Below are 19119 nucleotides of genomic sequence, written 5' to 3' on the forward strand. Positions count from 1 at the left end.
CTTACCCTCTTTTTTACCTCATATTTTACCCTGTCTTATAGCGGAAAGGGAGTAGGTGCGATGGCAGAACTTACTGTTCGCAAATGACATCCTGTGCGGAAGCAACCTTTTTCTTGAATAACTGTCCAAACGTTAAGATGGATGGGAACAATGACGGAATTCCCTGCGAACGGCAGTGGTGTAAATAGCCGTTTTTGATTCCGAAGCGATCGCTACATCAGGGGACGAAATCTATCCTGCTTGAGCTTTTTCCTGTCCATACCAACGTTGTGCCAAAGCATTTAACTGGTCTAGAATAGCAACGAGTTCCTGAGCGCGTTCCGTTAGCCCATAGGTCACTTGCGGTGGAACTGTGGGTTCGTAATGGCGATAGACAATTCCTTCCTGCTCTAACATCCGTAGGCGTTCCGTCAGCATTTTTGTGGAAATCCCTTCGATTCGCCGCTTCAATGCCCCAAACCTTGTTGCTCCAGAGGTCGAGAGTACCCACAAAATATACATTGTCCAAGGACCAGACAAGACATCCATCAAAATGCTCGCTGGACAGGAGCAGAGTTCGCGCGATCGCTGTGTCATGGCTAGTTACCCAAAAGTGCCTACTAGTTACGAAAAAGTACCTACTTTACTTTTGTAAGTAGTTACTTTTAGTATCTTTTTAACAGATTTCTATGAGGTTTCTATGGTAACGATCGCAATTGTTTATTTTTCGGGTTCGGGGCACACGCATTTGATGGCAGAGGCGATCGCCGAAGGGGTAAACAAAATAGGTATCCACGCTGAGTTACTGCGAATTACGGGAGAGCAAATCACAGGCGGTCGCTGGAAGGATGACGAGATCTTGGCGAAACTAAGTCAGGCAGATGCGATCGTGTTCGGTTCGCCAACCTATATGGGTGGTGTTGCCGCACAGTTCAAAGCGTTTATCGATGCTGCCAGTGCAGCTTGGTTCGCTCAACAATGGAAAGATAAAATTGCGGCTGGGTTTACCCATTCGGGTTCCCTCAGTGGCGACAAACAGGGAACTTTGTTATATCTATCCATCAACGCAGCACAGCACAGCATGGTGTGGGTCGGAGCGGGAGATTTACCCAGTCAATATATGGGCAAAACCGATGGTGTCAACCGTCTAGGCTCATTTCTGGGCGTGATGGGGCAAAGTCCTATGAATATGACGGGTGGAGATGCGGTTCTAGACTCAGGCGATCGCTTAACAGCCGTGAGCTTTGGACAACGCATTGCCGAAGCCACAAAACGTTGGAATCTTGAGAAAGCCGCCTAAATTGCTAAGAAATGTCAGGGTTAAATTTTCTGTAATTGCCAGAGGTGGCTGCCTTCGAGGATGAGTGTTACCGCCCATACGAAGATACTGATGCCTGCTGCCGCTGCGGCGATATCTTTGATCGTGCCAATGCGATCGTTCTCTTGTAATTCCACAAAATCACACAGGATTTCGATCGCACTGTTAAACAGCTCAGCAGACAATATCATGCCAGTCGCTAACAAAATCAGCGTCACGTCCACCCATTGCCGCACCATAAACGAAACGATCAGGACGGGAACCGATAAAACCAGTTTATAGGCAACGCTAAAATCAGATATGACGGCAAGATAAAGACCTGAAAATACGACTTTCAGCTTGCGGAAGGGATGATAAGCAGGCTTGTGAAACTTTTTAGGCATGGGTTTTGAGTGATTTTTATAAGCTTGGGCGATCGGTTTGGACATTAGCTTAGATATCAACTTGGATATCAAGTCGATTCTTTGGTTTGCTTCAATGTTTGAAGTTTTTGAAGCTGTAGCATGACGATACAGGTAATTAACCACAGCAAACCGATCGCCCATCCTGCCAATACATCTGTGGGCCAATGCACGCCCAGATAGAGACGGCTCAGCCCCACTGCCATGACTAGAATCGCTGCCAGCAGATAGATCCAGATCCTGTAATGAGGATAGTGCTTTGCCAATAGATAGGCGATCGCACCGTAAAGAACCACCGTTCCTAAGGCATGACCGCTGGGGAAGCTGAAGGAATTCTCTTGAATCAATTGTGGATATAGATCGGGGCGAAGTCGGGCGAACATAGGCTTGAGTCCTTTATTCAAGAAAATTGCGCCCAATCCCGCGATCGTAACTATCCAAGCTTCTAGATGGGCTTGTTGAATCAGGAGGGTTACCAGTGTCACCAACCCAATCGGTACGGCTATCTCTGGATTGCTTAGCTTTGTTACGAGCAGCATTAGCATATCCAAAAACGGATTGGCAAATTGGTGAATCCATTGCAGCATCTCTACTTCTGTAGGATATAAATTGGGGATAGTCCTTATCAAGAGAGAGTCCACAACCCACAGGCAGAACGCACAACCCGTCAACCCAGCAATGCCTACCGTGACAGATAGGAGCGCGATCTTTGGTGAAACATGCTGCACCCAAAATGCTGCCAATTTCTCTAGATTGGAGTCCATTCTACGATTGAGGTTTTGGTTGAATATCTCTATCATTCTATACCTCGATTCTATACTCCAGAGCGCATTTCTACATTTAGGCACGTACCTCCCTACGGTTCCAAAGTTTTAGGGCTTCAAACCAGAGAATGCTGACAATGCCAGAGAGAAAACTGACTAGCAGGTCGTCCGCATGGAGGTAAGAGAAACTAAACAGATGCCGTAGGAACGGTATATAGAGAATCAGTGCCAGAAAAATTATGCCTCCCCCCAGCACCCACCAAAGGGCAGTATTGGGAGCCTGTAACATTTCGGGAATTGTGCGCGACCAAGAGCGATTGGTCAGGATCATTGCGAGGTTAGAGATAATCAGCGTGGTGAACGCAAGGGCTCGGGCATTTGTTTCGGTGAACTTACTATCACCCGAATAGTAAGCGATCGCAAACACAGCTACCAGTACCACCAAAACGCTGATCCCCTGAAGCAATGCCAACTTCAAGGTGCGAGGACTAAACAGCGGTTCCTTAGGATCTCGAGGTGGGCGGCGCATGACATTGCTTTCCGCAGGTTCGGCTTCAAATACGATCGTACAGGCTGGGTCAATAATCAGGTGCAAAAAGGCAATATGGATCGGCAGCAAAACCAAAGGCCAACCAAAGATCACAGGAATCAGGGACATACCCGCGATCGGAACATGCACTGCCAGCGTATAGGCCATACCCTTCTTCAAATTGTCAAAGATGCGTCTGCCTAACTTAACCGATTCTACAATCGAAGAGAAATCATCTTCCAGTAATACCAAATCCGCTGATTCCCTCGCCACATCTGTTCCCCGCTCTCCCATGGCAATACCAATATGGGCAGCCTTGAGCGCAGGGGCATCATTGACGCCATCACCTGTCATGGCAACAATTTCACCGCTCTGTTTGAGGGCATTCACAATCAGCAGCTTTTGTTCGGGCACGACACGGGCAAAGATATTTGCGGACTGGATGCGATCGCGTAATTCCGCTTCACCCATCTGCTCTAGTTCCCGCCCTGTAATCACCTTATCCGTTGGGACGAGTCCAATCTGACGGGCGATATTCTGAGCTGTCACGGGGTAATCTCCCGTGATCATCACTACGCGAATTCCAGCGCTGTAGCACTCGGCGATCGCAGGTGCAACCGTGGGACGAACGGGATCCTCCAGTCCGATAAGACCGACAAATTCAAACTCAAAGTCATGTTGCTGAGTTGGCAAGCGATCGTCAGTATCTAAGGGCAAAGCTATATCGGGATGGGTTTGAGGTAAACTTCCGATCCTTCGTCCCTTCGCCACGCCTAGAACCCTTAGCCCTTCCTGCGCCATGGCTTGAACATGTTGGGTTAGTTCTTCTTGTTGGTTGGTACTGAAATGACAAAGCTCAGCGATCGCTTCTGGTGCACCCTTCGCGGCAACAGTTAACTCCTTGGTTAGGGCTTCCCACACGCAGGACATTGCCAGCAGTTCGCTGGATAGGGGGTATTCATGCAACAGTTGCCAGTCACCATGGAGGTGTTCCGTTTTGGCAAGATAATTTTGCCCGATCAGTTGCAAGGCTTTTTCCATCGGGTCAAAGGGGTCTTTGCGGCTGGCGAGAATGCCAAACTCAATCAAGGGATGTACGACTTCAGGTAAAGGTTCGCGATCGTGCAGCGTCACATCGTAAGGATAGGGGGTGGAACCATCGTATACAAATAGCTGTTTGACCGCCATTCGGTTAAATGTAAGGGTTCCAGTCTTATCTACGCAAAGTACCGTGGCGGAACCCAATGTTTCCACTACTGGAATGCGCCGCGTTAAGACCTTTTGCTGAGAGAACCGCCAAGCGCCCAATGCCAGAAAGATTGCCAACACTACGGGGATTTCATTCGGTAAAATTGCCATGGCTAGGGCTAAGCCTGCCAAAAATCCATGCAACCAGTCGGCACGGGTCAACCCGTAAATTACTACCACGGCAATACAGATGAGAATCGCCACGATCGTAAGTTTGCCGACAATTCGCCGAGTTTCCTTTTGTAAGGAGGTATCTTCTTGCTCGATAGTTTGCAATGCCTTGCCAATCTTACCCATCTCTGTGTGAATGCCCGTTGCCTGTACTTGCGCAATCCCTTGTCCCTGTACGAGCAACGTTCCAGAATAAACGCAGGGCAGATCGTCGCCACCAGGTCGCAGGGTTGCCGCGAGTTTCTCTAAATCTTCTCCAGTTTTTGCTGCTCGTTTTCGGACGGGAACGGATTCCCCCGTTAACAGAGATTCATCTACGGTCACATGGGTAGACCAGAGCAGCACGGCATCGGCAGGAACGCGATCGCCCTCTGAAAGCACGATGACATCCCCTCGCACGACTTCCCGACCTGCAATTCTCAGCCGTTCCCCATCGCGAATTACCAAGGCGCGAGGACTAGACAAGTCCCGTAAGGCTTCTAGCGATCGCTCGGTTTTCTGCTCTTGATACAGATTAATCCCCACGATAAAGAAGACAAACCCCAATAGAATGATGGCTTCTTGGGCGTCTCCTAGTAACAGATAAATCGTGCCACAGGAGATCAGCAGTAGAAAAATGGGTTCCCGAATGATTTCCCACGCGATCTCTAGAAAGTTGCGGTGCTGGGTAGAGGGAAGTTCGTTGTAACCGTCTTGCTTGAGGCGAATCGCAACTTCTTGGCTAGATAACCCTGTATATTGCAAATCCTGAGATGATGTCACCATAAAAGACCTTGGTAAAATTATTCATTGGGCAATAATTACTCATGCATTTTTTAGGCAGAAACCTACGAGGCAAGGGTATCTTTTTTACTATCTCATCTCAGACAGCTTTGTTAGGTTAATAATTCTTTAACTCAGGAGGTATGAGTAACTTGTTTACTATCCCATCTCATACAGCTTCGTTAGGTTAATAATTCTTTCGGCGATTGCTATGGGTGAGGAACCAGTAACACCATCCGCCCCACCCAGTTGAGAAATCCCTAATAATTCATCACTTCAGTGCCCCAACCCTAGCTCTGTCGAGATTCCGAGCGTTTGCGAAACAAGTTGCTCATGCTCATTCCAGTAATCAGTAGTCCAATCAATCCCATTCCAGTCAAAATGGGGAAGAATCTTTCCAACTTGAAAATTTCAAAGGTATGGATACTGAGTAACCATTTCCCCAGTTCCCTTTGATGAAACCACTCATCTGCAATGGTATATCCCATGCCAGTCAAGACCGTAGTAAATAGCGGCAGACAGAGGGCGAGGGCAATCCAACGGTGATACTTCCGAAATATACGATTCATATATAGTTCTCTTTAATTGTTTGCGAACGTAGTACAGGCTTTTAGCCCTTGCAGGCAAGATGCTTGGGCTACAAATGTACAACTCAGTTAGGATTACTATAGGTTCCTAACTATGTCTGAAGGTAAGCAAGAGAATTCACTGAATCTACGTCGTATTTGAGTCTGGCTAAGATAATACCACTGGCAATTATGCGTAATGGGTGCTTGCACAATACTCGGAAGTGCTCTTAGCGAGAAAGATCGAGGTAATTTGCAACGGGTCTATTCTGGCGATTAATGCTTTAATGCTTGTCTGGGTATGTACTAGCGCATTGTAAATTTTATGCTACTTCACCAAAGTTCAGGTCGTTGGCGGCTTGGATTGGGTTTATCGCTCCTCACTGTTTTCCTGTGGGGCTTTTTAGCCGTTGTTCTCAAAATTGTTTTACAAGTCTTAGATGCCTATACCGTCACTTGGTTTCGCTTTTTATTTGCGTTTCTGTGCTTGGGCATCTATCTCGCCACTAAGCAGGAATTACCTAAACTCAGACAACTGGGACTGCCTTTTTTAGGATTGTTGGCGATCGCCACCCTATGTCTTGCCACCAACTACATTCTGTTTTTACTGGGGTTAGAACAGACCTCACCTAATAACGCTCAAATTTTGATCCAGTTAGCCCCTGTGCTATTAGGCTTTGGCTCGCTGTGGCTATTTAAAGAACGCTACAACCGACAGCAGTGGGTCGGAGTCACTGTTCTGATCTTGGGTATGGTGCTGTTTTCCCACGAGCAGATTCGCACATTGGTGACTACCCTAGATAGCTATTTGTGGGGAAATTTCCTCTTGGTAGTCGCGGCGATCGCTTGGGCGGTGTATGGGTTAGCCCAAAAACAACTTTTACAAAAATTGCCCTCGGCATCGGTAATGCTCTGCGTGTATGGTGGCTCCGCCATTTTATTTACGCCCTTAGCGACCCCTGTGCGGCTATTTGCGATCGGGCCTCTATATATGGGTTTACTCCTGTTTTGTGCGCTCAATACCCTGATTGCCTATGGCGCATTTGCCGCTGCCCTAGAACATTGGGATGCCTCGCGGGTGAGTGCGGTGTTAACCCTGACGCCTTTGGTAACCTTGGGGGCTTCAGAGGCGGTAACGCTATTTTTCCCTGCTTTACTAGCGACCCGCACCCTGACCATCACTGCCTTATACGGTGCAATCCTCGTCGTGGCAGGCTCGCTCGCCATATCTTTAGGAAGCTCGTCCAGAAAAAAATAAAAAAGATTGTTGCTAATGCGCGTTTATGCGTTATTATTCTTAATGCCTGAATAACTACTCAAGCGTAATCCTCAGTAGCTCAGTGGTAGAGCGATCGACTGTTAATCGATTGGTCGCAAGTTCGAATCTTGCCTGGGGAGTTCACACAAAATCCAACTAAAAATCTACTTATCTTTCTTTTCTTGAAAAAGATCGATAAGCGATTTTTGGGTATGAAAAGTAATTTAAAAAATTCGACGCAATGGGAGAGATCTAAGAAATGGTGCGATCCCTATCCACGAATCCATCGCTACCTACACACAGCCTGAGTTATTAATGGTGCGATCGGGCATGGTGGTATTGCATAGTTTTGCGCCATCAAGGTTTGCCCCAGTGAGATTCGCTTCTTCTAAGATCGTTCCTTCGAGAATGGCATCGACTAGCTCTGATTGATTAAGGTTGGCGTAACTGAGCTTTGCTTCAGTCAGGTTAGCTCCCTCAAGAATGGCGTAATGGAGGTTGGCATAGCTGAGTTTTGCCCCAGTGAGGTCGGCTCCGATCAGGATGGTTCCAACCATCTCTGATTTACTAAGAATGGCCTGACTAAGGTTTGCCTGACTGATATTAGCTCCAGTGAGTTCGGCTCCACTGAGGATAGCTCCATAGAGGTCAGCTCCAATCAGGATGGCGTAACTCAGATCGGCTCCCGTAAGATCGACGCCTTCGAGAATGGCACCTTCGAGGTTGACACCAAACAGGTTGGCTTCAAAAAAGTTGGCTTTACTGAGGTTGGCACCTTCAAGGACAGCTCCTTCAAGGTCAGTTCCTGTGAGATTGGCTCCAAACAGGTTCGCTTTACTGAGATTGGCTCCAAACAGATTGGCTCCAGTCAGGTCGGCTCCAAACAGATTGGCTCCAGTCAGGTCGGCTCCAAACAGATTGGCTCCAGTCAAGTCGGCTTTACTGAGATCGAATCCAGCCAGTTTGGCAGCATAAAGATAAGCTCCTGTGAGGTTAGCGTTGCTTGCACTAAACCGCTCTCCTTTCTTGCCATCAGACTCTAACCATTGGTTATGCCTTTCTAGTTTTTCTTGGATATCCATAAATGTTAAGTACCACACTCTTGCCCTAGGTCTATCTTTATCATGCCCCCGCAAAATCTGTGCAGTATTTTTTGTATTAAGAAATTAGAATCAATTAAAAGCAAATTCCTTATAATTTTTTTGCTTAATATATATACTTTTGGGCTAAGTGTATGTTTACTTCGATCGCCTGTCTAACACAGCCGTCATTAAAGATTTGATCTCCTTGATACCCTCTGAGGGTTTAAATTGCCAAGGGTAGGGCATTTTCCCTTTAAGAATCATGCGAAACCCCACAGGAATGAGGCTGGCAATGCCTTTTAGATCCTTGAAGTTATTCCCAACCACCTTAATCCCAAACTTACTCTCATCAATCCAGCCATCTTGTTTGACGAGTTCGACCATTGTATGGCGGTGGAGTTGTGGTGTTGATTCGGGCAGATTCGCGTCGGCGAGAATAGCTTGCTTAATCTGCGAAATACGGTCTAAGGGCTGGACTTCCACAGGACAGACTTCATTACAGTTGTAGCAACGGGTGCAGTCCCAGACAAAATTTGATTGATTGTATTGGGCGATGCGTTCAGTGGTGCGATCGTCGCGGTTATCTGCCATGACTCGATAGGCCTTTGCTAGGGCATGGGGCCCCACAAAGCGATCGTTGACAGCAGCGGCATTGCATTCAGAGTAACAAGAGCCACATAAAATGCAGTTGGCTGCGGCTTGAAGTTTGTCGCGTTCGGCAGGAGTTTGCAGAAACTCGGTTTTGCTAATCTGACGAGAAGCCGTGGATACAAACGGATCGACCTTGCTTAAGTTTTGCCAAAATTTGGTCATATCAACGACCAGATCTTTAATTACGGGCAGATTTTGCATCGGTTCGACTACTAGTTCGGGTACAAACTCTGGTTCGCGATTCCTTGCAGGATGCGTCCCACCTGACGTTTGCTCTAGAAATTCCTCACCAAAAAACTCGCTCACTAATTTCTGGCAAGCCAACCCCGATCGCCCATTGATACGCATTCCACAGGAGCCACAAATGACATTGCGACAGTTGCGACGAAACACCAAGGAGCCATCCTGCTCCCATTGAATCTTATGCAGAATATCTAAAACCGTATTGCTGTGTGGGTCAGCCTGCACCTCGTACGTTTGATAGGTGGGTACGCTGGTACGAGATGCTTGGCGACGAACTTTAACCGAGATTTTCATAACTTTTAGCTTTGCATCCTTATCTGCATCCTTGATTAAATGTAACCAGACTTAAAACGAATTAAACAAAAGCAAGACAATACTTAAGGATTCATTTTTCTGTGTAGATCGGGGGCGATTCCTTGCAGGATGCGTCACGCCGCAGGGTAATCTAAGAGAGTGAATGGAATTGAAAGAAACGTGATGAAGTCTTATTTGGCGGGTGCTGTACAGATGACGAGTGTGCCTGATCTAGATAAAAATCTAGCTCAGGCAGAGGATTTGATCCAAATTGCTGTAAATCGAGGTGCAGAGCTAGTTTGCTTACCTGAAAATTTTTCTTTTTTGGGTAATGAAGAGCAAAAATCAAAATTGGCACCAGAGATTGCGATTCAAAGTGAAAAGTTTTTGATTACGATGGCGCAGCGTTATCAAATTACTTTATTGGGGGGCGGCTTCCCAGTGCCAGTTACGGCAAAAGTTGAGGAGACCTCCGATCGCCCTCAAAAAATGTATAACACGGCATTGCTTGTCAGTCCCGAGGGGTTGGAGCTATCCCGCTATCGCAAAATGCACCTGTTTGATGTCAACCTACCTGATGGCAATACCTACAGAGAATCAGAGGCAGTATTAGCAGGTTCTGATCTGCCCGTAGTCTATCAGTCTCCAAGTTTAGGTAACTTGGGGCTATCAGTCTGCTATGACGTGCGTTTTCCTGAGCTATATCGCCATCTCGCGGCAAATGGTGCCGATGTTTTATTTGTACCTGCGGCGTTTACAGCCTTTACGGGCAAGGATCACTGGCAGGTGCTTTTACAGGCAAGAGCGATCGAAAATACCTGCTATGTGATCGCTCCTGCTCAAGTGGGCAGACATAACCCTCGCCGCCAGTCCCATGGGCACGCCATGATTATCGATCCTTGGGGCGTGGTGCTGGCTGATGCGGGCGATCAAATTGGGGTCGCCGTGGCAGAGATTCAACCCTCTCGTCTCGAACAAGTTCGACGACAAATGCCCTCCTTAAAGCATCGGGTTTTGTAATTTAAAATCACCCTACTTAATCCTCTCCTTCTTTAAGGAGAGGATTAAGCCTACTAACGTCTATCTGTCTTCATTTCTAGCGATTGAGTACCCTAAGTCCCCCATTTCTGGGGGACTTGAAAATTCTTCTCCAAGGTTTTGGTGTAGGAGGCAATTACAAAGGAGAACTGATCGCGGCGTCAATTTAGATTTCTTAAGAAAATGTGCAGCGTGGATGGGGATCGGAGCAAAGGATATACCGTTTGAATAGCATGATTTAAGCCACACGTACATTAACAGCCAAAAATAATCGTGACTATTGCTTCATCGTCCGCTCCTACCTCTACTTCATCTCAGCTTGTAGATCGGGGAGTCTACATTACCGTACACGGACATTTTTATCAGCCACCCCGTGAAAATCCTTATCTGAATGCGATCGAGCGACAAGATAGTGCCGCTCCCTTTCACAATTGGAATCAACGCATTCACCACGAATGCTATCGCCCCAACGCCTTTGCGCGGGTGATGACGGGGGATGGCAAATTACTCAAAATCGTGAATAACTTTGAGTACCTCAGTTTTAATATTGGTGCCACGCTTCTATCTTGGATGGAGCAGCACGATCCTGTTGTGTATCAGCGCATTTTAGATGCCGATAAGCGCAGTGCCGAACGGTTAAATGGTCATGGCAATGCGATCGCACAGGTTTACAACCACATCATTATGCCCTTGGCGAACTGGCGCGACAAACTCACCCAAATTCGTTGGGGCAAGGCTGACTTTAAATCTCGATTTGGGCGCGACTCTGAAGGCATGTGGCTGGCAGAAACTGCTGTCGATCTCGAAACCCTAGAAGCTTTGGTGCAAGAGGGGATCAAGTTTATTATTTTGGCACCATCGCAAGCGCTGCGCTGTCGTCCTATGCCCAGCACCGCCTCAGAGGCAGCTTTGGAAACCAAAGAGCAAGGCGAAAACCCTTGGAATGAAGTCAGCGGTAGTCAAATCGATCCCAACCGTCCCTATCGCTGCTATCTGGATCCAAGCGATCGCACCAAAAACTATATCGATATCTTTTTCTACGATGGACCAATTTCCCGCGATATGGGGTTTGGCGATTTGCTCAACAGTTCCTATAATTTTGCGGCGCGTCTGGGGCAAGCTGTGCGTGGCGATCGCCGCGCTTCGCAACTGATCTCGGTGGCAACGGATGGCGAAACCTTTGGACATCACAAACAATTCACCGAAATGTCGCTTGCCTATGGGTTTGAGTCAGAATTTCCCAACCGAGGCTGGACGGTCACCAATTACGCCCATTATCTCAGTTTGTATCCGCCCACATGGGAAGTCGTGCTTAAGCCTGTGACCGCTTGGAGCTGCGCCCATGGGGTCGATCGCTGGCAGAATGACTGCGGTTGCGGGACTGAGATTGGTTACGGAGCTTGGCGTCAGCCTTTACGCCAGAGTTTAAATTGGCTGCGCGATCGCCTTGGCGATATTTACGCAGATGTAGGGAGCAAATATTTTACTGACCCTTGGGCAGCGAGAGATGCCTATATCTATGTTTTGCGCGATTCTTTAAGACATGGCATCGTCAACAGCGAAGAGAAATTAGAGGCATTTTTTCAAAATTTCGGCAAGGGACGTCACAAGTCTCCCCAATATCGGGTGGACGCCCTGCGGCTACTAGAGATGCAACGCCATGCCCTGTTGATGTTTACCAGTTGCGGATGGTTTTTTGAAGAATTATCCCGTCCTGAAGGGGTGCAAATTCTGCGCTATGCCGCGAGAGCGATTGAGTTGGCGGCAGATGTGACGGGGATCTTGCTAGAGCCAGAATTTATTCAGCGTTTAGAAAAGTGCCCGAGCAATATTCCCCTATTCGGCAATGGGGCTGAGGTGTATCGCCAGCATGTCCTGACTTCCAAGATCAGCCTGCAACAGGTTGCGGCTCACTATGCCATCAGTTCTTTATTTACCACCTACCTGCGATCGCAGCAGCTTTACTGCTACACGATCGAGCAGCACGACTATCAACTGCAGCGCATGGGTTCTAATACCCTCGCGATCGGACAGATTCAGATTACCTCTGGCATTACCCAAGAGTCCGTAGATTATGTGTTTGCCGTACTTCATTTGGGCGGCGATGATTTCCACTGCTGCATCGATCTATTTACAGGCAGACGCGAATACGAGCTGATCAAGTCGCAATTATTTAAGGCATTGCAACTAGCCAGTGCTGCCGCTTTAATTTTGGCGATGGCAGATGTCTTTGGCAGCGAATACTTTAGCCTCCATCACCTGTTTGCTGAGGAACGCCATCGTATTTTGCACCTGTTGGCAGGGGAGACGCTCATGCGCCTCGATCAGCTTTACGCCCAAGTTTATCGAGATAACTACGGTATTCTCGCGTCTTTTCGTCGCGATGGGTTAAACGTGCCGCCCGAGCTGCAAGTTGCGGCGGATATTACCCTCAACAATCGCTTAATGCAGGAACTGAAACGGCTAGAAAGCGGCGAATCCTTGCCGATCGCTGAGTTAGATGCTGTTGCGATCGAGGCTGACCATCTCGGATGTAATATAAATCGTGCGGAAGCGGCAAAAATTCTCCAGCGATCGATCGTGCAGCAAATTTGGCAACTGATTCATCACGATCGCACCTCAGATCCATCGATTTTCAATAGTCTCAGTCAGATCGAGCAAGCCTTAGATTTAGCATTTCGCTTACATTTATCCCTCGATCTCAATCAGGCGCAGGAGTTACTGCTCGACTATCTGCAGCAAGCGATCGCGCCTAGCTGCCGTCTGGCTTTGAGCGTACTATCGCAGCAGAAACCCGGCAATCAACCGAGTAACCTGCCGATCGCCCTCTGTGAAACGATTTCTAATCTAGAATTGCAGCAATTGATGAATTTGAGTGAAAAAATGGCGATCGCTGTATCTGCTTGGCTGTTACCTCATCCTTAAACTGAAAGTTTGGCGTGAATGTAGTACATAATGATGGCAGGGAAATTACACCTGAATTTTTCGTGATTGTTCGCTACCAAAGATTATGACTATCGCCACTGAAAAGGATCCTTTACGAGTATTAATTGTTGAAGACGATCCCCTAATTCAACTTGGGTTAGAGCAGTCCCTATCGAGCTACGCCCATGTAAGTGTTGTCGGTATTGCCGAAGATGGCTACATGGGTGTCAAGATGGCAAAAGAATTAAAACCCAATATTGTGGTGATGGATATTGGCTTGCCCCGTCTGGATGGAATTGCGGCGACGCAACAGATCAAAGCTGCTCTGCCAGAGATTCGCATTGTGATGCTGAGCTCCCATACCGCAGAAACTGAAATTATTGCTGCACTTTCCAGCGGAGCCGATGCCTATTGTGTCAAGGGTACAAACTCAGAGCGGTTAATGGCTGCTTTTACCGCAGCGAGAGACGGTGCGACTTACCTAGATCCGCAAATTGCCCGCAAAGTTCTAGAACATCTCAAGCCGCCTGTGCCCAAGAGTAACTTTGCGCCTCTATCAGAACGAGAACTCGATGTGCTGAAACTCATGGTAGAAGGACTGAGCAATCCAGAAATCGCGGCAAATTTATATCTCAGCCCTAACACGGTCAAAACCCACGTGCGCGGCATTATGAACAAGCTAGCCGTGGACGATCGCGTACAAGCAGCAGTAACCGCTCTGCGTACTGGGTTAGTATAAATTAAAAACCTATTCTGTTCTCGCAACAATCGAATTGCCAGTATCAAACCTTTGTCTCTTCTGACTGATTTGGAGCGGCTCAATCTACCTCAACAAAGGAGATCGCTAATAAAACTTGGTCAGTCCAAACCCAAAAAGCCTTTTTGCTTAAACCCAGCAACTCAAGGTAGTGGATATACCGATACATCCATCAATCACGATGCCGTTCTCGCTGAACTTATCTATGCAAAGAAACTTCCTAAAAAATTATCATGACCAGTCGCTTACCATTTCGACATTGTGGGAGTTACTGTGTGGCGTTAAGTAAAAAAGATGAATCACAATTCCAGCTCGAAAATAGAATTTAAGCAACTTATGGAGTAAATGTAATGAGCGTAATTATTTCCGATGCGGTCTTGCAAAATGTGCAAATGACAGAAGCTGAAATGCTACAAGAAATTGCGATCGTTCTCTTTCAAAAAGATAAGTTTACACTTGGTCAGGCGAGTCGTTTTGCGAACATGAACCAACTTGAATTTCAACGACTATTAGCCAGCCGCAAAATACCTCTTCATTATGGGCTTACAGAACTTCATGAAGATCTTAAGACTTTAGAAGCAAACGATTGGCGATGATTGTAGTTAGCGACACATCAGCGATTAGTAATCTTGCTGTTATTGGACAGTTGGCTTTATTGCATAAATTATATGGCGAGATCGTTATTCCTTCTGCTGTATATCAAGAACTTCTTAACGCAGATATTACAAACCCTGCTTCATCTGCTATTCAAACATTAGATTGGGTTCAAATTCGCTCTATTACAAACATTGCATTATTTCAAACACTCCACAAAACGCTAGACCTAGGAGAGGCAGAAGCAATTACACTTGCTGTCGAGTTAAATGCAGATCGCCTAATAATTGACGAACGACGCGGACGGAAAGCTGCGATCGCTTCAGGAGTGCAAGTAATTGGATTACTGGGTATTTTACTCGCAGCTAAACGTCAAGGGCTAATTGGTTCCGTACAACTTATGTTAGATGAGCTGATTAATCGGGGCTTTTGGGTGCAAACAGAGGTATATGAAGAGATATTGAAACTAGCTGGAGAATAGAACCATGTAACCAAATATAAATCTTGAAGAAAATGAAATCGTCCGTAGCGATCGCATCCGCAACAATCCTCGCTTTCAAGCCTTGATACAATAAGAGTTAGGTGGCTATTCTGATTTTTTATGAAACGAGGATATAGAGTATCGCGATTAGTAGGTGTGGTCGTTGCCCAAGTAGTTCTCTTACAAGGTTCGGGGCTTTTTTTAGACTCAGTTGCCGTCCCAATAGAGGCGAGTAAAACGCCCAAACGCTTTGTTGATTGGTGTTTGCAAAGAGATACCCTGCCGCGATCGCCTCAACATACAGTTGACGAACTCTTAAAAATTGCGAAAACGCAAAACTGCCAACAAGCCGACCAAATACTCACCAAAGCAGAGAGTCTCTATCTCGCAAAACTACAGATTGAAGATCTCCAGCCTCTGTCTTCCTTGACTCCACTCAAAAAGCTCTACCTTAGCGAAAATCAAGTTAGCGATCTGCGACCTCTAGCATCCCTGACTAGACTAGCTATGCTTGACCTTGGGAATAACAAAATTTCCGATCTTAAACCCCTTTCTTCTCTAACCAACCTGATTGGACTAGATCTCTCTAACAACAAAATCTCAGATCTTAAACCTCTGTCAAAGCTTACAAAACTAACTTTACTAAGCCTTAGGCTCAATCAGATTTCTGACCTTCAGCCTTTATCTTCTCTAACAAGTTTGACGAAACTCGATCTAGAGGTCAATCAAATTACAAACCTTAAACCGCTGTCCCCCTTGATGAAGCTGGTCAGTCTTCACATTGCCAAAAATCAGATCGGCGATCTTAAGCCTCTGTCATCCCTGACAAAACTTGCTGTGCTTTACATTGATAAAAATCAGATCGCCGACCTCAAGCCTTTATCCTCTTTAACCAAGTTGCAAGATTTATTTCTAAGTGACAATCAGATCAAAGACCTCAAGCCTTTATCAGCTTTGACGAGTTTGAATAGACTCTACATCGAGAATAATCACATAACCGACCTCAGACCTTTAGCAGATCTAACTAAGCTCAAAGATCTCGACCTTCGCAACAATCAAATTACCGATATCAAACCTTTATCTGCTCTGACCCATTTGGAAAGGCTCGATCTTGAGGGAAATCAAGCGATCGCGGATAAAACCTGCCCAGTCAAATCAGAATATGTCTGCCACTTTGCCCCTTATTCTAGATAAAAAAGGGCAGAGGTATCTGCCCTTTTTTAGTATCAAACTTCTAGACTGACTACAAGCAATTAGTCATCATCATGAGACTTGTTGCTCATGGTGTAGAAAACTCTGCTGGTCAAGGTTGAGCTAGGACGCTCTACCACAACCACCGTGCCAGGCTTCAGTTTCAATAGAGAGGAAGGTAAAATCACAAACTTTACCGTTTCTCCACCAGTACCAAGGTCACCTGTGCGCAACAGTTTCTTTAACTGACCGCGATTGAGGAAGTAGACATTATTGAAGGTGACAACATCATCACTAGAGGTGAATGTATAGGTTACTGAGCCAGGATTATTAAGGTAAAAAGCCAAGAGTTCGGGCTTTGCCTTTAACAGACCAGGAGGTAGAAATGTGAAAATATTGATAATCACAATTTCCGAACCTGTTCCAGATGTATTGGCAGTACCCTTGATGCTGGATGCAGGAATGGTAAGCCCTCCACCTGTGATCACGCCCTGCACATTTTGACTACTTGTAGGAGTCGCTGCCGTGCTAGCCGTAGTAACCGTGCCCCTGATAGTGGTAGCAAAATTGGTCAGATCGGCAGTTCTGCTGTCATTAAACTTAAATTTGCCAGAGGTTTCACCGGTCAGTTGCAAATTGTCAAGCGCAGCAATACTTCCCGAGCGATCGAAGTTGACATAGCTCTTAGGAACAAATGTCAGAGGATCGATCGTTCCAATGGGGGTAAGTATTGTGAGGGATTTGCTAGTAAATGATGAAGTCGTAGGATTGGTCGTAATGTCAAACGTTCCACCTTTAAATGGAACAAAAACATCGCCAGCCCCAACGGGATTGTTAAGGTTAGCACCCGTGAGATTTGTCTTGGGAACAGTAATGCTCAGCGCTGTGATATTCGCAGTAATGGTGGAGTTGGTGGTAACCAAATTATTTGCTGTAGTCGTTACCACCTTGCCATTTAGGGTTGTTGGCTGTGCGGTAAAGACAGCATTTTGACCGTCATTGGGGTTGCCAGTATTGAGTCCCGCGCTTCCTGTGGAGGTACCTACAGAGCTAAAACCGTCACCTGTTTGAACATTGGTAAACCCATTGTTAAACGTGGTTTGCCCTGCGGTTGGTGCGAATGAAGCTAGGTTTGCAGTACCTGCGGGAGTAATCACCGTAATGGGATTAGGAAAGTTGAAAGTGGGAGTTGCCCCTGCGGTGGAGTTAAATGTTGCTGTGCCAATGGTGCCACCATTGTTGCTGAAGTTGACGGTTGTTGTTTGAGCTAACGCTGGGGAAGAAGTCGCGATCGCTGCGCCACCAAGAATACTAAAGGCTAGGGCATAACGGGAAAGTTTATTAGTCATCCATTTTCTCCTTAAATTTTAGACAGAGGTCGTTGAATCGAGGGGCTTTCATCTAGGTGATTAAGCGATCGCCCCTCTGAAACCGTGAAACTAGAACGTGAAAGTGGTGCGCAACGTACCTATTGTGATCGTGTCACTCGTCGAGGTGTGAACGGGATTAAACAACACCAGAATGCCCGGAGTTATACTGATGTTTTTAGTGACGCGAAATCGATAAAAAGCCTCAAGATGAGTTGTAGAAGCAGGTTGCCCACCTACATCTCCTGAAGCAACACCAGGTAGTCCGATCGCACTAGGCACATTAAATGCAGGGAAACCACTGACGTTGATATTGCTACTGGTAATCTTGGGAGGCTGACCAACATAGATGCCTAATAAATCGCCATCATTGAATAGGTTAGGGAAGTTAAAATAAGCCATCCAATTTGTCGTTTCTACAGTTCCCTGTAACCCTGGAATTGCAATACTGGAACCAACCAAATTGGAACTTGTATAACCGCCCCAAAGACCAAACGTGACCTTGGGTGAGATTTGCCAGTTTACAGAAGCGCCAAATGCATTGGTGTTATAGCGAGAACCAATTGGTCCAATCAGGTTATCCCCAACCCCAGTATTTAAGCTCGGACTGGTGACATAGGAGTTGAGATAATAGAGTGCCACATCTACAGTTTCAGCAGGCGTCAATGATAGTTGAGCCCCAATTGTAGTTGGTCCACCAAATAGCCCCCCCGATCCTGTAGGATTTGCCACATCGCCCGCAGAGTAAACGGCTTGCAAACTGACTCTTGGTGCAATTTGCCAGTCAAACCCTAACCCCGCCGTGGTGTTACCAAGGTTAAGAATGGGGTTACGTTGAGCAAAAGCTGAAATTGCCCCTTGTCCCGCATTTTCGTAACGGTTAGGTCCGCGAAATACGGTGACTGGGTTGACGCCAACTGGTCCAACGATAATGGCAAAGTTATCGGCAATTAAATGACGATAGGATAAGTCACTTAGCTGAACGGCACCACCTGTATCTAGTTCATACCCAAGACGCGTAAAGGTATTTGACAAGAAAGCCGAACCAGTCGTCCCCCCAAATGTACCAATGGATGACGATAGGTTACCCATCTGTAATCCAGTCAATAGCAAACTGCGTGGATCGAATTGAGTCGCTAAACTCAATTGGACATTGTAGCCAAAGGTGAGATTGGTGGCAGGATCGACAGAATCCTTAAGTCCATCACCTCTAGGCGATAGATCGGCAGTATTACTGGTACGGGCTTGAACGCCAAAAATGGCTTGTCCATATAGCTTGGTCGTTGTAGAAAACTGTTGCGCCTCAAGCTTTGCGGTTTTGGCTTCCAAGGCATCAACTCGACCGCGTAGGGTAGCTAACTCAGCCGCAAACTCTTCTTGCAGTTTTTGTAAAGCTGCCAGATCTTCTTTGCTAACCTTGTCTGCTAAACCAGCAGAAATAATTTCAGGGCATCTCTAAAAATACAAACAAGAGTAGGAAGGGATTTGAGGAAAATGAGG

At 46.6% G+C, this 19119-nt stretch carries 17 protein-coding genes, 1 tRNA gene and 1 pseudogene; 10 read left to right on the top strand and 9 right to left on the bottom strand.

Annotated elements, in window-relative coordinates:
- Nucleotides 1-53: 53 nt before the first annotated feature.
- A pseudogene (locus V2H45_RS19885) lies at nucleotides 54-188 on the top strand (excalibur calcium-binding domain-containing protein); the annotation flags it as partial.
- Between the two features lie 43 nt (nucleotides 189-231).
- On the opposite strand, the gene V2H45_RS19890 reads toward V2H45_RS19885, so the two are convergent.
- Nucleotides 232-576: a winged helix-turn-helix transcriptional regulator gene (locus V2H45_RS19890; protein ID WP_330485426.1), complete on the bottom strand. Its 345-nt coding sequence runs from the start codon at nucleotides 574-576 to the stop codon at nucleotides 232-234.
- A gap of 103 nt (nucleotides 577-679) precedes the next feature.
- On the opposite strand from V2H45_RS19890, the gene V2H45_RS19895 reads away from it, so the two are divergent.
- A complete protein-coding gene (locus tag V2H45_RS19895; protein ID WP_330485427.1) occupies nucleotides 680-1279 on the top strand; it encodes a flavodoxin family protein in 600 nt (199 codons plus the stop codon).
- Between the two features lie 20 nt (nucleotides 1280-1299).
- On the opposite strand, the gene V2H45_RS19900 is transcribed toward V2H45_RS19895, so the two are convergent.
- The 4 genes from V2H45_RS19900 to V2H45_RS19915 all read right to left on the bottom strand — a co-directional run bounded on the left by V2H45_RS19900 (nucleotide 1300) and on the right by V2H45_RS19915 (nucleotide 5741).
- Nucleotides 1300-1680, bottom strand: coding sequence for a diacylglycerol kinase (locus V2H45_RS19900; protein WP_330485428.1), 381 nt, complete (start codon nucleotides 1678-1680; stop codon nucleotides 1300-1302).
- A 68-nt stretch (nucleotides 1681-1748) separates the two neighbouring features.
- Nucleotides 1749-2498, bottom strand: a complete 750-nt coding sequence (locus tag V2H45_RS19905) for a phosphatase PAP2 family protein (protein WP_330485429.1) — start codon at nucleotides 2496-2498, stop codon at nucleotides 1749-1751.
- Nucleotides 2499-2538: 40 nt separating this feature from the next.
- The gene (locus V2H45_RS19910; RefSeq protein WP_330485430.1) at nucleotides 2539-5175 is read right to left on the bottom strand and encodes a cation-translocating P-type ATPase; all 2637 of its coding nucleotides are present in this window, start codon (nucleotides 5173-5175) and stop codon (nucleotides 2539-2541) included.
- A 287-nt stretch (nucleotides 5176-5462) separates the two neighbouring features.
- On the bottom strand, nucleotides 5463-5741 hold the full coding sequence (locus V2H45_RS19915; RefSeq protein WP_330485431.1) for a hypothetical protein: 279 nt from the start codon (nucleotides 5739-5741) through the stop codon (nucleotides 5463-5465).
- A 322-nt stretch (nucleotides 5742-6063) separates the two neighbouring features.
- Here V2H45_RS19915 and V2H45_RS19920 point away from each other — a divergent pair, with 322 nt between their 5' ends.
- Together V2H45_RS19920 and V2H45_RS19925 are read left to right on the top strand one after the other, a co-directional pair.
- Nucleotides 6064-6996 carry a DMT family transporter gene (locus tag V2H45_RS19920; protein WP_330485432.1) on the top strand — a complete coding sequence of 311 codons (933 nt, stop codon included), beginning with the start codon at nucleotides 6064-6066 and terminating at the stop codon, nucleotides 6994-6996.
- A gap of 68 nt (nucleotides 6997-7064) precedes the next feature.
- Nucleotides 7065-7136 (top strand) — tRNA-Asn (locus V2H45_RS19925).
- A gap of 153 nt (nucleotides 7137-7289) precedes the next feature.
- Here V2H45_RS19925 and V2H45_RS19930 read toward each other — a convergent pair.
- Both V2H45_RS19930 and V2H45_RS19935 read right to left on the bottom strand, forming a co-directional pair.
- Complete coding sequence (locus V2H45_RS19930) at nucleotides 7290-8078, bottom strand: pentapeptide repeat-containing protein (RefSeq protein WP_330485433.1); 789 nt, start codon at nucleotides 8076-8078, stop codon at nucleotides 7290-7292.
- A gap of 156 nt (nucleotides 8079-8234) precedes the next feature.
- On the bottom strand, nucleotides 8235-9266 hold the full coding sequence (locus tag V2H45_RS19935; RefSeq protein WP_330485434.1) for a succinate dehydrogenase/fumarate reductase iron-sulfur subunit: 1032 nt from the start codon (nucleotides 9264-9266) through the stop codon (nucleotides 8235-8237).
- Between the two features lie 183 nt (nucleotides 9267-9449).
- Here V2H45_RS19935 and V2H45_RS19940 point away from each other — a divergent pair, with 183 nt between their 5' ends.
- The 6 genes from V2H45_RS19940 (at nucleotide 9450) to V2H45_RS19965 (ending at nucleotide 16255) form a co-directional block, all read left to right on the top strand.
- Nucleotides 9450-10286: a carbon-nitrogen hydrolase family protein gene (locus V2H45_RS19940; RefSeq protein WP_330485441.1), complete on the top strand. Its 837-nt coding sequence runs from the start codon at nucleotides 9450-9452 to the stop codon at nucleotides 10284-10286.
- Nucleotides 10287-10577: 291 nt separating this feature from the next.
- On the top strand, nucleotides 10578-13229 hold the full coding sequence (locus tag V2H45_RS19945; protein WP_330485435.1) for a DUF3536 domain-containing protein: 2652 nt from the start codon (nucleotides 10578-10580) through the stop codon (nucleotides 13227-13229).
- 85 nt (nucleotides 13230-13314) lie between these two features.
- Nucleotides 13315-13968 carry a response regulator transcription factor gene (locus V2H45_RS19950; protein WP_330485436.1) on the top strand — a complete coding sequence of 218 codons (654 nt, stop codon included), beginning with the start codon at nucleotides 13315-13317 and terminating at the stop codon, nucleotides 13966-13968.
- Between the two features lie 368 nt (nucleotides 13969-14336).
- Entirely contained in the window at nucleotides 14337-14582 is a 246-nt protein-coding gene (locus V2H45_RS19955; protein ID WP_330485437.1) for a UPF0175 family protein, read from the top strand.
- Nucleotides 14579-15061 (top strand): DUF3368 domain-containing protein, encoded by a 483-nt coding sequence (locus V2H45_RS19960; protein ID WP_330485438.1) that lies wholly within the window; start codon nucleotides 14579-14581, stop codon nucleotides 15059-15061. Before V2H45_RS19955 ends, V2H45_RS19960 begins: the two co-directional genes overlap by 4 nt.
- A 120-nt stretch (nucleotides 15062-15181) precedes the next feature.
- A complete protein-coding gene (locus V2H45_RS19965; protein ID WP_330485439.1) occupies nucleotides 15182-16255 on the top strand; it encodes a leucine-rich repeat domain-containing protein in 1074 nt (357 codons plus the stop codon).
- A gap of 59 nt (nucleotides 16256-16314) precedes the next feature.
- On the opposite strand, the gene V2H45_RS19970 is transcribed toward V2H45_RS19965, so the two are convergent.
- The gene (locus tag V2H45_RS19970; RefSeq protein WP_330485440.1) at nucleotides 16315-17601 is read right to left on the bottom strand and encodes a hypothetical protein; all 1287 of its coding nucleotides are present in this window, start codon (nucleotides 17599-17601) and stop codon (nucleotides 16315-16317) included.
- 90 nt (nucleotides 17602-17691) lie between these two features.
- Nucleotides 17692-19062: an iron uptake porin gene (locus V2H45_RS19975; protein ID WP_330485442.1), complete on the bottom strand. Its 1371-nt coding sequence runs from the start codon at nucleotides 19060-19062 to the stop codon at nucleotides 17692-17694.
- Between the last annotated feature and the right edge of the window lie 57 nt (nucleotides 19063-19119).

This window comes from Tumidithrix elongata BACA0141 (assembly GCF_036349135.1).
GTDB classification, from domain to species: Bacteria; Cyanobacteriota; Cyanobacteriia; order Pseudanabaenales; family Pseudanabaenaceae; genus Tumidithrix; species Tumidithrix elongata.